Annotated in this window: 11 protein-coding genes (1 of these 11 running past the window's edge); 4 read left to right on the top strand and 7 right to left on the bottom strand. The window is 60.3% G+C overall.

Annotated features, from left to right (window positions below; all coding sequences use genetic code 11):
• Positions 1 to 2 precede the first annotated feature (2 nt).
• The 6 genes from P406_RS05530 to P406_RS05505 form a co-directional block, all read right to left on the bottom strand.
• Positions 3 to 1004 (bottom strand): dihydroxyacetone kinase subunit DhaK, encoded by a 1002-nt coding sequence (locus P406_RS05530; protein WP_046235589.1) that lies wholly within the window; start codon positions 1002 to 1004, stop codon positions 3 to 5.
• A gap of 40 nt (positions 1005 to 1044) precedes the next feature.
• Entirely contained in the window at positions 1045 to 2160 is a 1116-nt protein-coding gene (locus P406_RS05525) for an erythritol/L-threitol dehydrogenase (protein WP_003416654.1), read from the bottom strand.
• A 29-nt stretch (positions 2161 to 2189) separates the two neighbouring features.
• Positions 2190 to 2945, bottom strand: a complete 756-nt coding sequence (locus P406_RS05520) for an SDR family oxidoreductase (protein ID WP_003410436.1) — start codon at positions 2943 to 2945, stop codon at positions 2190 to 2192.
• A gap of 135 nt (positions 2946 to 3080) precedes the next feature.
• A complete protein-coding gene (locus P406_RS05515; protein WP_003395474.1) occupies positions 3081 to 4091 on the bottom strand; it encodes a substrate-binding domain-containing protein in 1011 nt (336 codons plus the stop codon).
• A gap of 43 nt (positions 4092 to 4134) precedes the next feature.
• A complete protein-coding gene (locus tag P406_RS05510) occupies positions 4135 to 5112 on the bottom strand; it encodes an ABC transporter permease (RefSeq protein WP_003410438.1) in 978 nt (325 codons plus the stop codon).
• Positions 5109 to 6596, bottom strand: a complete 1488-nt coding sequence (locus P406_RS05505) for a sugar ABC transporter ATP-binding protein (protein WP_046235588.1) — start codon at positions 6594 to 6596, stop codon at positions 5109 to 5111. Before P406_RS05505 ends, P406_RS05510 begins: the two co-directional genes overlap by 4 nt.
• 278 nt (positions 6597 to 6874) lie before the next feature.
• Here P406_RS05505 and rpiB point away from each other — a divergent pair, with 278 nt between their 5' ends.
• The 3 genes from rpiB to P406_RS05490 all read left to right on the top strand — a co-directional run bounded on the left by rpiB (position 6875) and on the right by P406_RS05490 (position 10829).
• A complete protein-coding gene (gene rpiB, locus P406_RS05500) occupies positions 6875 to 7336 on the top strand; it encodes a ribose 5-phosphate isomerase B (RefSeq protein ID WP_003395470.1) in 462 nt (153 codons plus the stop codon).
• A 67-nt stretch (positions 7337 to 7403) separates the two neighbouring features.
• On the top strand, positions 7404 to 8384 hold the full coding sequence (locus tag P406_RS05495) for a sugar-binding transcriptional regulator (RefSeq protein WP_046235587.1): 981 nt from the start codon (positions 7404 to 7406) through the stop codon (positions 8382 to 8384).
• Between the two features lie 69 nt (positions 8385 to 8453).
• A complete protein-coding gene (locus P406_RS05490; RefSeq protein WP_046235586.1) occupies positions 8454 to 10829 on the top strand; it encodes a glucose/quinate/shikimate family membrane-bound PQQ-dependent dehydrogenase in 2376 nt (791 codons plus the stop codon).
• A gap of 88 nt (positions 10830 to 10917) precedes the next feature.
• Here P406_RS05490 and P406_RS05485 read toward each other — a convergent pair whose 3' ends face one another.
• Positions 10918 to 11691: a helix-turn-helix transcriptional regulator gene (locus tag P406_RS05485; protein ID WP_003410446.1), complete on the bottom strand. Its 774-nt coding sequence runs from the start codon at positions 11689 to 11691 to the stop codon at positions 10918 to 10920.
• A gap of 289 nt (positions 11692 to 11980) precedes the next feature.
• On the opposite strand from P406_RS05485, the gene P406_RS05480 reads away from it, so the two are divergent.
• Positions 11981 to 14299 carry the 5' end (the start) of a non-ribosomal peptide synthetase gene (locus P406_RS05480; protein ID WP_046235585.1) on the top strand. Its footprint extends 7179 nt past the window's final position, so only the first 2319 of its 9498 coding nucleotides appear in the window; the start codon lies at positions 11981 to 11983; its stop codon lies beyond the right edge, outside the window.

The raw sequence follows: 14299 nt of genomic DNA, 5'->3' as shown, positions 1-14299 counted from the left end.
GTTCACTCCGCCTGGGTCATGCCGATGGAACGGCAAGGGTGGTCGATCAGCTTTTTCAGCTCGGCGTCCAGGCCCAGCAGCGTCAGGGTTACGCCCATCATCTCCAGCGACGTAAAGTAATTGCCCACGTAGCAGCGATGGATTTTCAAGCCCCGGGCCTTGAGCAGGCGTTCCACTTCGGCGTAGAACACGTAGAGTTCCATCACCGGCGTTGCTCCAAGGCCTGAAACCAGCACGACTACGCTGTCATCCACGCTGAAATCCCGATCGGCCAGAATCGGCGCCAGCATGCGTTCTGCCATGGCCGCCGCAGACTCGATGTCGATGACTTCGATACCCGGTTCGCCATGGTGGCCGATGCCCAGCTCCATTTTGCCGTCGGGGATCTGAAAGTTGGGCTTGCCGACCGCCGCGATGGTGCAGGGCGTCAGGCCGATACCGATGGATCGGCATTGATCCACGGCCTTCTGCGCGACGCGGATCACGCCGTCCAGATCGTAACCGTGTGCAGCCGCGGCGCCGCCGACCTTCCACATGAAAATTTCCCCGGCCACTCCGCGTCGCTTGGCGATATCGGATTTCGGTGCCGAGGCCACATCGTCGTTGGCCACCACGGTGCGCACTTGCAGGTCTTTGCTGGCGGCCATTTTCATCGCCAGCTTCACGTTCATGTTGTCGCCCGCATAGTTGCCGTACAGGCAGGCGATGCCTGCACCGTGATCGGCCGCGCGGAAGGCGTCGAAAAAGCTCTTGGCCGTGGGCGAGGAAAAAATCTCGCCGACCGCTACTGCATCCACCAGCCCGGGACCGACATAACCAAGAAAGGCCGGCTCATGACCGGAACCGCCGCCGGTGACAATCCCTACGTTCCCTTGTTCTGAGGGGCTGGTTTTGCTGATGACCCGCGGGTTACCTTCACTTTGCGACAGTTCGGGGTGCGCTACCAGAATGCCGCGCAGCATGTCCTCGACCACCTGGTCCGGATCGTTTATCACTCGGTTCATAACGCGATTTCCTGTGTTCTTTTTATAAGGATCGGGCGGATCAGGGTTCCAGAACCACCTTCAATGATTTATCACCGCGCTCCATGACGGCAAACGCCTCCTTGAACTCCGCCAGGGGGAATTTGTGCGTGACGACGTCGCGCATGTCGATCTTGCGGTTGCCGATAAAGTCGATGGCGCGCGGGTACATGTAGGGGCCGAGGTGAGAGCCGAGCACGTCCAGCTCCTTGCGGTCACCGATGATCGACCAGTCCACCGTGGCCTCATCGTTGAATACGCTGAACTCCACAAAGCGTCCGAGTTTGCGCAGCATCGCCAGGCCCTGATTGACGGCCTTGTGGTGTCCGGTGGCTTCTATATAGATGTCGCAGCCGTAGCCGTCGGTTATCTCGCGGATCTTCGCCAGCACATCGACCTCGGCCGGGTTCCACACCTCGTCGGCACCCATGCGCAGGGCGAGGGCGGCGCGCTCGGGCTTCATGTCGAGAACGATGAGTTTTTTCGGGTTACGCATGCGCACCGCGCCAATGATCCCAAGGCCCAGTGTGCCGGCACCGGCGACGACCACAATGTCGTCGAAATCGACATCGGCCCGTTCGGCTGCGTGCAACGAGCAGGCCAGTGGCTCGATGAGAATGGCTTCGTCCGGGGCAATCGAGTCGGGCACCTTGTGAATGATGCCTTCCCTGGTAAAAATCATGTACTGGGCCATGGCGCCCTGCACGTTGTTCTGGAAGCCGTAAAGGTCGTGCTTCTGGCACATCCAGTACTGTCCGTGGTTGCAGAAGCGGCAGCCCCAGCACGGCACGATCTGCTCGGAGATCACCCGGTCGCCGATCTGCACGCCACGCTTTTCGGCACCAGGGCCGAGCGCCACCACGCGACAGACGAATTCATGGCCGGGAATCATCGGTGGTTTGACGTAGCGAGGCTGCTCGGCATCGCCCCAGAACGAGGGCGCGCCGCGATAGGTCTTGATGTCGCCCATGCAGATGCCACACAGCTCGACCTTGGTGAGGATTTCGTCGGGGCCGGGAGTCGGCACATCCACGGTTTCCAGCCGGTAGTCTTCCGGACCGTGGCAGACCACGGCCTGCATGGTTTTCGGTATGACCGGTGAAAGTTGTTCGGCAGTGCGTTCGGTGACGGTGGACATGACGATGAACCTCGCGACAGAAAAATGAATTACTGGATGCTGTAGCCGCCATCGATCACTACGTTTTCGCCGGTGATCATGCTGGCGGCGTCGCTGAGCAGGTACAGGGCCAGCCCGGCTATTTCCTCCGGCTGGGCGAAGCGGCCTGCCGGGATCTGCGTTTTGGCCCGTTCTCCGACTTCGCCTGCCCAGGCTTTTTTGCCCAGCGCGGTCTCGACGATGGTGGGCGAGATGGCGTTGACGTTGATGTGCGGCGCCCACTCCATGGCCAGTACTTTGGTCATGCCCACCACTGCGGCCTTGCTCGCGCAATAGGCAACGTGCCTGTCCAGACCAATGACCGCGGCCTGCGAGGCAAGGTTGACGATGCGTCCGCTGCCTTGACCGAGCATGTGTCGTGCGCAGGCCTGGGCGACGAAGAAACTGGCCTTGAGGTTGATCTCCAGCGTCGTGTCCCAGGCCTCTTCGCTGACGTCGACAGCCTTGTCCAGCATGGCAACGCCAGCACTGTTGACCAGATAGTCGATGCGTTTGAAATGCTCGAAGACGCTGTCGATGGTGCTGTTGACCTGGTCGACCCGGCGCAGGTCGACCGCAATACCAATGTGCCCGCTGCCCAGGCCGGCGGCGACCTCGGCCACTGCCGGGTCACGGTCCAGCAGTGCGACCCGTGCGCCGCGCGCGACCAGCAGGCTGGCACAGGCAAGGCCAATCCCGGCTGCTCCGCCGGTGATAACCGCACAACGGCCATTGAGATCGAACGCCTTGTTCCAGAATTCAGACATGAAGATGACTCCTGTAGCGCTGTTTTTTTGAAGATTCAAACACGTAGCTTTTGATTCTGGCCGAAAGCCGTGGGAGCGAAGCGTCGCCCGGTTCGCTCCCACGCCCTTCGGGCAGAAGCGGGAATCTCAGACCGGTTACTTGCCGCCGCTGACCTGCTTGTACAGCGCATCGGCGTTGGCATCGGTGACCGGCACCCAGGGCAGGATGTAGTTCTTGTCGGTGCCGTCGCCCCATTTGACGTCCTTGGCGTAGCGTTCCCAGATCACCGACTGCGGCTTGTAGTCCTTGCCGGCCAGGGTGCGAAGGGCGACATCGAGGGCGCCCTGCGATTGGGCCTGGGCGTCCTGCAGGAAGGTCGTGATTTCGTTTTTCTTCGCCGCCTGGATGGCATCAGGCATGCCGTCGATGGAGGTGATCGGCACATCGGCAGGCTTCAGGTTGCGCGACATCACCGCTTGCAGGGCACCGAGAGCCATGTCGTCGTTCTGCGAAATGATCCCGGAGATGCCACCGTTCTGATGCGCGTTGAGCCAGTCTTCAGTCAGGGTCTGGGCTTCGGCCCGGGACCAGTTGGCGGTCTTCTTCTCAATGATCTTGATGTCCGGGTGTTTGCTCAGGACTTCCAGTTCACCTTTTTCCCGATCAATTTGCGCCGACTGGCCAATCGGCCCCTGGATGATCACCACATTGCCTTTGCCCTTGAGCTTGTCGACCATGGCCTGCGCCTGCAGGCGACCGCCCTCGACATCGTCGTTGCCGACGTAAGGCACCTTGTTGCCGGCAACCCGGGTGTTGGATGCGATCACCGGAATGTCGTTTTCCATCGCCCTGGCCACCGTGCCGACGCCGGCCTTGGTGTCGATGGGCACGAAAATGATCGCATCGTAGTGCTGGGTGATCATGGTCTCTATCTGATTGTTCTGGGTCAGCGCATCGTAGTTACCGTCGAACACGGTGATTTTCACGGTGCCGTCCTTGACCGCCGGATGCTCCTTGAGCTCGCGCACCCAGTTCTGCATGAACTGACCCTTGAGGCCATACACCGCCGCGCCGATCTTGTAAGTCTTGCCATCGGCGGCCATGGAGATACTGCTGGCGAGCAGGGAGAACGCCGCGACCGCGGCCAGGGATGTACCGAATTTCATGATGAGAACCTCGTTATTGTTGTAGTCAGTCGTTCATGCCGGTTTAGCGTTTTTTCTTGCGCCACACATCAATCAACACTGCGAACACGATGATCAGGCCCTTGGCGACCTGCTGGTAATAGGAGGACACGCCGAGCAGGTTCAGGCCGTTGTTGATCACGCCGATCAGCAGTGCGCCAAACAGGGTGCCGACAATGCTGCCGGTGCCTCCGGACAGACTGGTGCCGCCGATGACCACTGCTGCGATGGCGTCCAGTTCGTAGGACATGCCGGCCTGGGGCAGGGCGGAGGTGGTTCTGGCTGAGAGCACTACGCCTGCCAGGCCGGCGAGCAGCCCGGAAACCACGTACACCGAAAACATCACCTTGCGTACGCCGATACCGGACGTGCGTGCGCTCTTTTCGTTACCGCCGACGGCGTACACGTAACGGCCGTAGGTGGTGTAGCGCAGGACCATCCAGAAAATCAGTGCGACCACCGCGAAGATAATGATCGGCACACCAATCGGGCCGAGCCGGCCGATACCCAACGCCAGGTATTCTTCTGGCAGGTCGGTCACCGGACTGCCGTCGTTGAGGATGAAGGTCATGCCGCGGGCGATGCTGAGCATGCCCAGGGTGGCGACGAACGGTGGAATCGAAAGATTGGCGACCATGAAGCCATTGACCACGCCGAGCATGGCGCCGGCAAACATGCCTGCGCTGACCGCTGCCAAGAGGCCATAGCCCTGGGTCGCCACCAGTGCGCTGCACAATCCGGCGAACGCCAGAATCGATCCGACGGAAAGGTCGATGCCCTTGGTCAGGATCACGTAGGTCATGCCGACCGCGAGAATGCCATTGATCGAGGTCTGACGCAGGATGTCCATCCAGTTGCGCCAGGTCATGAAATATTCGCTGGCAAAAGCCAGTACCAGGCACAACAGAATGAACACCAGCGGCAGGCCGAAACGGTCGAGAGACAGGCGCAGGCGGCTGCGTGGAGACGTGGAGGCTGGTGCGATAATGGTTTTGGCATTCATGAGGCAAGACTCAACAGGACTTCCTGGGAAAGATCGGCATCGCTGCTGATGGTCACCAGCTTGCCACCTTTGAACACGGCGATTCGGTCACTGAGGCGCAGCAGCTCCGGCGCCTCCGAAGAGACCACGATGGCGGCCCCGCCAGCGCGTACGAACTGATCGAGCAGGTGATAGATTTCCTGCTTGGCCCCCTCGTCGATGCCCCGGGTCGGCTCGTCGCAGAGCAGGCACACCGGTTCGGTGGAAAGGCATTTGGCGAGGACGACCTTCTGTTGGTTGCCGCCGCTCATCGACGCGACGGGCAGATCCAGCGACGTCGTCTTGATCTGCAGGCGCTTGACCATGTCTTCGGCCAGCCTGTGCTCCTTGCGGGCATCGATCAGCGACCAGTTCGACAGCCGTCGGTAAGCCGACAGCGCGATGTTGGACAGGATGCTGCCGCTGAGCACCAGACCGCTGTCCTTGCGGTCTTCGGTGACCAGCGAAACGCCCGCGCGAATGGTCGCCTTGGGCAGACCGACCGGCAGTGGCTTGCCTTGCAGGGTGACGCTGCCGGCGTCCGGTGTGGTCAGGCCGTAGAGACAATTGAGGAACTCGCTGCGACCCGAGCCTATCAGCCCATAAATGCCGAGAATTTCGCCGTGATGCACGTGCAGGCTGATGTCTTCGAACTCGCCGTTGCGGCTCAGGCCCTCGACCTTCAGGCAGCATTCGACCGTGCATTCGCGGCCGACCTTGTGATCGACACGCGCCAACTCCTGACCGACGATGCCGCGCACCAGATGTGCCCGGTCGATATCGGCCATGCGTCCGCTTTCGACAAAGGCGCCGTCGCGAAAGATACTGTAATCGTCGGCAATCTGTGCCAGTTCGCTGAGGCGGTGGGAAACATAGATGATGCCTGCGCCCCGGGCGGCAAGTCGGCGGATGGCCTTGAACAGGATTTGCGCTTCACGCTCGCCGATGGCTGAGGTGGGCTCGTCCATGATCATCACCGAGCAGTCATGGCTGAAGGCCTTGGCAATTTCCACCAGTTGTATCTGCGCCACACTCAGCAAATGCATGGGGCTGGTGGCGTCGACGTCGAATTCCAGCTCGTCCAGCAGTGCGCGGGTGCGTCGGTTCAGTTCCTTGCTGTCGACAATGCACCCGGCCCGGCGTGGCTCGCGGCCCAGCCAGATATTCTCGGCGACGGTCATGAAGGGGATGGGTTCCAGCTCTTGGGTGATCATCGCAATCCCGGCTGCCAGAGCATCGCCGGGACGATTGAACTGCACCGGCTCGCCGTTGAGCAGGATGGTCCCGGCATCACGTTGGGTGATGCCCATCAGAATGCTCAGAAAAGTGGACTTGCCCGCGCCATTGCCGCCGCACAGGGCGTGCACGCTTCCGGCTCGCAATGAGAGACGCCCGTCACGCAGGGCGGGGATGCCAGCGTAAGCCTTGGTGACGTGTTCAGCCTGGAGCAGTAATGGCTTGGCCATTGGCGTGTCCTCGTGCTGTGAATTCTTATTAGGTGCTGATGCGTTGCTCAGTGAGCATATGTGTACCAAATGAAATTCTGATCAGTCAATCTGTTTCCCATAAAAGTTTTGAAGTGTCCGCCTGAAGGCAGTCCTGCGGCAGTTCTGAGCTTTTTTTCAGAATTCGCTGGAAAACTTGCTTGACAGAACCGGGCTAATGTTTGAGAAATGACTGATCGGAATTTCACCGATTGAACATTTGGTCAGATAATAAGACCCCGGCAGTGGAGCCTGATGCCATGAACACACCTTTCCCGGTGGCTATCGGATGTGATGAAGCGGGTTATGAACTCAAGGAATTGTTGAAGCGCCATATCGAGTCGCTGGGTTATCCGGTAACCGATTTCGGTACTCATTCCACGGCACCGGTGCTTTACCCGGACATCGCCCTGGCCGTGGCCACAGCCATCAACGCAGGGCAGCAGCGGCTTGGCGTGCTGGTCTGCGGGACCGGAATAGGCATGGCCATCTCCGCCAACAAGGTCTTCGGCATTCGTGCGGCCCAGGCTCACGACACCTATTCGGCCGAGCGGGCGCGCAAGAGTAACGATGCGCAAATTCTTTCCATCGGTGCACGGGTGATCGGCACGGAACTGGCGAAAAGCATCGTCAAATCGTTTCTGGAGTCGGAGTTCGAAGCCGCGCGCTCCGGCGCCAAGGTCGAGCGCATAAACGCGATAGAGCGTGACGGGCATCAATAGTCAGTGGACGGAACAGGGCGGGAGTAGGGAGAATGTGCCTTTGACGCCGAAACGGAAGCCCGTCCACATGAGTGACAGTACCCAGCGCATGGCCAGCGACATCGATCTGATGACTGAAGTCGCGATGCTCTATTACCTTGAGAACGTCACTCAGGAAGCCATCGCCAAACGCTTTGACCTGTCGCGCGCAAAAGTCAGCCGACTGCTCAAACGCGCACGCGATGAAGGGATTGTCGAAGTACGGGTGCTGCAGCATCCGGCGATGAACAACGAGCTGGAAATGGCGCTGGTCGAGCGGTTTCAGCTGGACAGGGCGTTGATTGCAGTCGACCACAGCGACCCGGACACCCAGCGCTCGGCGGTCGCCAGCCTGGTTGCCAATTACCTGAACAAGACCCTGGGCGACGGCATGATCGTCGCCGTGGGCATGGGCCGCAATGTGGGTGCGGTTGCGGACAACGTCTTCCTGCCGGTGACGCGCAACTGCACATTTGTCTGTGCCATCGGCGGTTCGCTCAAGGCGGGCGAGTACATGAACCCCGACCACATCTGCCGCCGTCTGGCGCTGCGCTTCGGTGGCGAAAGCGAGAGCCTGTACGCCCCGGCGCTGGTTGCCAACCCCGAACTGCGCAGTGTTCTGATCAGCAACGACACCGTGCGCTCGACGCTTGACCGTGCCCGGCGTGCCGACATGGCGCTGATCGGTATTGGCGACATGAGCGAGAACAGCAACATGGTGCGCATGGGCTGGTTCTCCCCGCAGGAAATCGCCCAGGCCAGGCTGTCCGGCACGGTGGGTGACATGATGGGCTATGACTTCATCGACATTCATGGCCAGCCTGCGGTGAATGCCATACAGGGCCGGGTGATCGGCCTGACCGTGCAGGAATTGTTTCGTATCCCGGATGTAGTGGCCATCGCCAGTGAAAACACCAAGGCCGCCGCCACGCTGGGTGCTTTGCGCTCAGGCGTGATCAACACCCTGGCAACCACCGTCACCAACGCCCACACTATCCTTGCCCTGGATGACGCGACACGCAAAAACTGACACTACGGGCGAAATCCGTGGTCGAAAGCGTCGCTGCGCAAGATCGGATAACAATAAAGGGCAAGGAAGATGATTCTCAAAGTGACCGGTATCGTCATCGCGATACTCAGCCTCATTCTGCTGTTCATGGGCGCGCAACTGGTGGCTGCCGGCGGTTCACCGGCCTACTCGGTGATTGCCCTAGGTTTGCTGGCCACAGCAACCCTGGTATTCCTGAAAAGGAAATCGGCACTTACCCTGTATGCCTTGATGATGTGGGGGATCCTGCTCTGGATCATCTACGAAGCCGGCCTCGACAAATGGCAGTGGATCCCTCGCGGCGATCTGTTTGCACTGATCGGCCTGTGGCTGGCCATGCCCTGGGTAGTGCGGCCGCTTTATCAGGCGCGCTCGCGTACCGATAACCGTCGTTTTCACCCGTTGCTGGGCGGAACGCTTGGCGCAATGCTGCTGATCGTGATTGCGCTGATGTTTCACGATCCGTACCCGCAGCAGGGGCGGATCGACAACGTGGCGACCACCCGCAGCGCCGACTCGGCAGGCAGTGACTGGGCTGCATATGGCGGTAGCAACATGGGCCAGCGTTTCTCCAGCCTCGATCAGATCACCCCGGCCAACGTCGGCAAGCTGTCAGTGGCCTGGGAATACCATACCGGCGACCTGCGTGATGAGGACAAGGACGCCGGCGAGTACACCTTTGAAGCCACGCCGCTCAAGATCAACGATCGGGTGTACGTGTGTACGCCTCATAACGAAGTGCATGCACTGAACCCGCAGACCGGGCAACTGGCCTGGAAATACACCCCCGAGAAAAAACGCTCGTACCTGCAACAGCATCAGACCTGCCGTGGCGTCAGCTATTATTCCGCGGCCTCCAGCTCGACGGGTCAGCCACAACAGCCGGCTCAATGCGCCAAACGCATCATCACCGCGACTGCAGATGCCAGACTGGTAGCGCTTGATGCCGACACCGGCAACCTGTGCAGCGACTTCGGCAGCGGCGGGGTGATCGACTTGAGCGTCAACATGGGCACGATCCGCCCGCACGCGCTGATGCAGACCTCCGCGCCACTGATTGCGGGCGATCTGATCGTGATCGGCAGCTCGATCATGGATAACGGTTATAACGACGGCAACCCGTCCGGGGTGATTCGCGCCTACGACGTCATCACCGGCAGGCTGGTGTGGAATTTCGATCCGCAAAATCCGAAAAACACCCAACCTATAGCGGCTGACCAGAACTATCCGCAGGACACGCCGGTCGCCTGGGCAACCCTGAGCGCCGATGTCAAAAACGGTCTGGTGTACGTCCCGTTCGGCAACGCTTCGCCCGACGAAACCGGCACTCGGCGTAACGCCGGCAGCAACACCGAGCAGTTTCGCGATGCGCTGGTGGCTCTCGACCTGAAGACCGGCGCGCTGCGCTGGAAATTCCAGACCTCGAACAATGACCTCTGGGATCGCGACAACCCATCGCAGCCCTCACTGCTGGATCTGGGAAAGGACGGCAACCGCCAGCCTGCCGTGATATTGCCGACCAAGGTCGGCAACATTTTCGTGCTTGACCGACTGACAGGGGAGCCTATCGTGCCTGTCGATCAGGTCAGTGTGCGCACCGAGGGCGGTGTCGAAGGCGAGCGCTTTGCACCCACCCAGCCGGTCTCGCGACTTAATTTCATCCCGCCGGTGCTGACCGAGAAGTCCATGTGGGGCGTTACGCCCTTTGACCAGATGGCTTGCCGGATCGCTTACAACACACTCCGTTATGACGCTAACCCCTGGACACCGGCCACCGAGTCAGGATCACTGATCTATCCCGGCAACATAGGCGTGTTCAACTGGGGGTCGGTGGCCGTGGACCCTGACCGCCAGTTGCTGATTGCCGCACCGGTGCGCCTGGCGTATGTCTACAACCTGATCAAGCGCCCCGCGCAGGCCCGGGAAAAACGCCTGTTCACTCAGGAAGGCAAGCCCTACTGGAACGAGAACTTCGACGGTGACTATGCCATCCGTATTTCCAGATTCGCCTCGAGCCTTGGCATTCCGTGCACAGCGCCACCGTGGGGAACCATGGCCGGGGTCGATCTCGCGACCGGCAAGACCCAATGGATGCGTCGGGTCGGTACGACCAAAAACCTCAAGACCAGCTTCATGCAGGGACGTTTTCCGGTTGGCTTTCCCATGGGCATGGTCGTCCATGGCGGTCCGATGGTGACGGCAGGCGGATTGGCCTTTCACGGTGCGACGGCGGATAACTTTTTCCGCGCCTATGACGTCAATAACGGCGAAGTGCTCTGGGAGCATGAGTTGCCCGCCGGCGGACAATCCATTCCTTCGACGTATACCGGCAACGACGGCAAGCAGTACGTGGTCATTGCTGCCGGCGGTCACGGATCGCTCGGTACGACACTGGGCGATAGCGTGATTGCCTTCCGGGTTGATTGAAAACACAAACGTCTGTGCGAAAGGGCCTTTAGTGGCCCTTTTTTATGGGCGCGTATCGCTGCAGTTCGTTCACGATGGCATACGCGTTTCAATCACCTGCCATCCAGCGTGCCAGGCCATGTCGTCCGCTGACGCCCAGTTTGGCGGTAGCGCGCTTGAGGTAGGTTTCCACCGAACTGTTCTTGACCTTGAGGCGCTGCGCCATCTCAGCCACGGTGCCACCGGTCAGCAAGCCCAGGCAGACTTCCTGCTCGCGTGCTGAAAGTGTGACCGAGTCCTGTGCGAGCCTGCCACTGAAGGCCTGATCCAGCGAGCCAGGCTCCGGCTCGAGGCGGGTGGCGTTGTTGCTGGACTGAACAAGGCTCTGCGCGTGATGCTCGACCAGCGGCAACAGAGTGTCGGAGAGGCTCTTGAGCAAGGACAATTCTGTCAGGGAAAACGCCCGTAACGCAGTCAGCCGATAAAAACAGATGATCAGCCGACGTTCACCGTGGCTGGACACCAGATTGCACTGGTGGGTGTTGTGCTGAGGAAGTTGCGCGCTCAGCGGGGTCTTGAGCTGGATCAATAACGGGTCCTGCATGTGCAGAATGCTGGGTAACAGAGGATGGCCGGTGGTCTCGCTGCCGGGAGGGTCATGTTTCAGGCCCGCACTGCCGAGCGGATTGATACGACTGATGCTGCTCTCACGCAGGTCAAGCGTCCATTCACTGAGGCCAAGCCCGTGAATGGGCACCAGCGAATCCACCAATTGCAGCATGTGCCCGGCAAAGGTGTCGTCGCCCGTACTGGATACCAGTTTGGCCAGTTGCAGATAAAAGCGTGGGTCGTCGTGGTACTCGAAATGTTGCGCCGTGTTCATCTTGAGCTTTCCTGATTCCGACCGCGCAAAAACGGACCATGTCGACTGCTGCGCGGCAACTACTGATTGCACTTACTGATGAGCCAGATGATGGCACTTGGTCTCGGGGTATTCAGCCTAAGCTTTCATCCTGCGTCTGTAACAAAAAACAGGGACAGGATTGCAATCGGCCGAAAGTGTATCTGCACCGACATTTGGCTGTACGGCACTGTCCGGGTTTCAGGGGCCATACACAGCTGGGACGGCAGTGCTTAATCCGCTGCCTACCTGCCAAGAAGGACCTTGAGTCATGCTCGCCTCCAGCGCCGCAACATTCCCATTGACCGCTGCTCAGCGCGACGTCTGGCTTGATCAGATCAGCCGCGGTGACTCTCCGCTTTATAACATCGGCGGCTATCTGCAACTGTCCGGAGCGGTTGACCCGGCGACCCTGCACAAGGCGCTGGAGCAACTGGTTTGCGCACATGAAGTACTGCGCACGGTGCTGATGCCGGGTGCCGCAGAGGATGGCATGCCGCTGCAGTCATATGCGGCTTGCCTGCCGGTGTCCTTGCCGTTACACGACGTCAGCGGTCACCCCGAACCGGAACAGGCAGCGCGAGCACTGATCAATGACAACATGCGCCGCCCGTACGGGCTCGATGGCAGCCCATTGCTCGACTTCTGTCTCATCCGTCTGGCTGATGATCAGCACTGGCTGGCAGGCCAGGCCCACCACCTGATTCTCGATGGCTGGGGTTTCGGACTGTTGTTCAAGTCTCTGGGCGAGCTTTACAGCGCGTTGATGGCAGGCAAAGACCTCGAACTCGTTGCACCGGGGTACATCGACTTCATTGCAGACGATGCACGTTATCAGGCGTCGCAACGCTATTCGCTGGACAGGGCTTATTGGCTGGAAAAATACCGTGATTTGCCGGAGCCGTTGCTGGTGTCGCGCTATCACAACCGCCGGGCGAATGACCCGGCGCCGTCGCACGCCTGTGTGCAGCCGCTTCCCGGTAACGTGCATGCGCGCATGAAACAATTTGCCGAGCGCCACAACGCGTCTGCGTTTCATGTACTGCTGGCGGTTCTGCATGTCTATTTTGCGCGCACAGCGCAACGCGACGAGTGGATTGTCGGGCTGCCGCTGCTCAATCGCAGTGGTGCGCGCTTCAAGGCGACGCTGGGTCACTTCGCTCAGGTCAGTGCCGTGCGCATGGCCTTCGACGAAGGGCTGGACTTCGGTGCCTTGGTGGTCGAGGTGCGCAACGCACTGAAACGTGACTTCCGCCATCAGCGCTTCCCCTTGAGCGAGCTCAATCGCAGCCTCGAATTGTCACGTGAGGGAAGGGCGCAACTGTTCGAAGTTTCGGTGTCCTACGAGCTGGAAGACCATGGTTACTGCTACACCGATGCGCAGGCGCAGACTGTAAAAGTGTCCAATGGCTACGAGGCGACGCCGCTGGCCGTCCACTTGCGCAGCAACAGCTGCAACGACGAAGCCTCGCTGCACCTGGTTCACCACCGTGCCTGGATCGATGATGACGAGGCCTCGGCGATTGCCGGGCGTTTGCTGCACATTCTGGAGCAGGGGCTGGAAAACCCGTCACTGAAGATTCAGAACTTCCACCTCTCAGAACCTGCCGAGCAATTGCAACTACAGGCCTGGAACCAGACTGAAAGCGTTGCGGGCGACGAGCAACTGATTCATCGACGCATCGAACAGCAGGCCCGTACTCGCCCCTATGCCGTGGCGGCGATATTCCAGGGGCAACACCTGACCTACGCGCAACTTAACCGTCAGGCCAATGCCCTGGCTCAGCGTCTGATCTATCAGGGGGTACGCCCTGATGATCGCGTGGCAATCGTTTCGCGCCGTGGCCTGGAAACCCTGGTAGGGCTGCTGGCCGTTCTCAAGGCGGGGGCGGCTTATGTGCCCATCGATCCGTCGCACCCGCGCGAACGCCTGCACTATCTGCTCACTGACAGCGCGCCGGTGGTGGTACTCACCCTGTCTTCGCTGATCGAGCGTCTGCCGCCGCTGGCAGTGCCGCTGATCGAACTGGACCACTGCATCGACGGCCAGGGCGCCGAGAACAATCCTCAGGTAGCGGGGCTGGGCAGCGACAATCTGGTCTACGTCATTTATACCTCCGGTTCCACTGGCCAGCCCAAAGGCGTGATGGTGGAGCATCGAACCCTGGCCAACCTGGTTGACTGGCACTGCCAGGCTTTCGATGTGAAGGCGGGCAGTCATACCTCCTGCCTGGCCGGTTTCGGTTTCGATGCGATGGCCTGGGAGGTCTGGCCGACCCTTTGCGCTGGTGCAACCCTGCATGTGGCGCCGGTCCAGGACGGTGGTGAGGACATTGAAGCCATGCTCGACTGGTGGCGCGCGCAACCGCTGGACGTGAGCTTTCTTCCCACCCCGGTGGCCGAGTACGCCTTCAGCCAGAATCAGGATCATCCGACTTTGCGTACGCTGCTGATCGGCGGCGATCGCCTGCGGCAGCTCACTCACAACCGCCGTTATGCCGTGGTCAACAACTATGGTCCGACCGAAACCACGGTTGTTGCCACCTCCGGTCAGGTGCTGGCCACCGGCTCGCTGCACATTGGCGGCCCC

This window comes from Pseudomonas syringae pv. coryli str. NCPPB 4273, from assembly GCF_000972175.1.
GTDB lineage: Bacteria > Pseudomonadota > Gammaproteobacteria > Pseudomonadales > Pseudomonadaceae > Aquipseudomonas > Aquipseudomonas syringae.
Note: the sequence above shows the minus strand (reverse complement) of the source record. Positions and strands in the feature narration are given on the sequence as shown.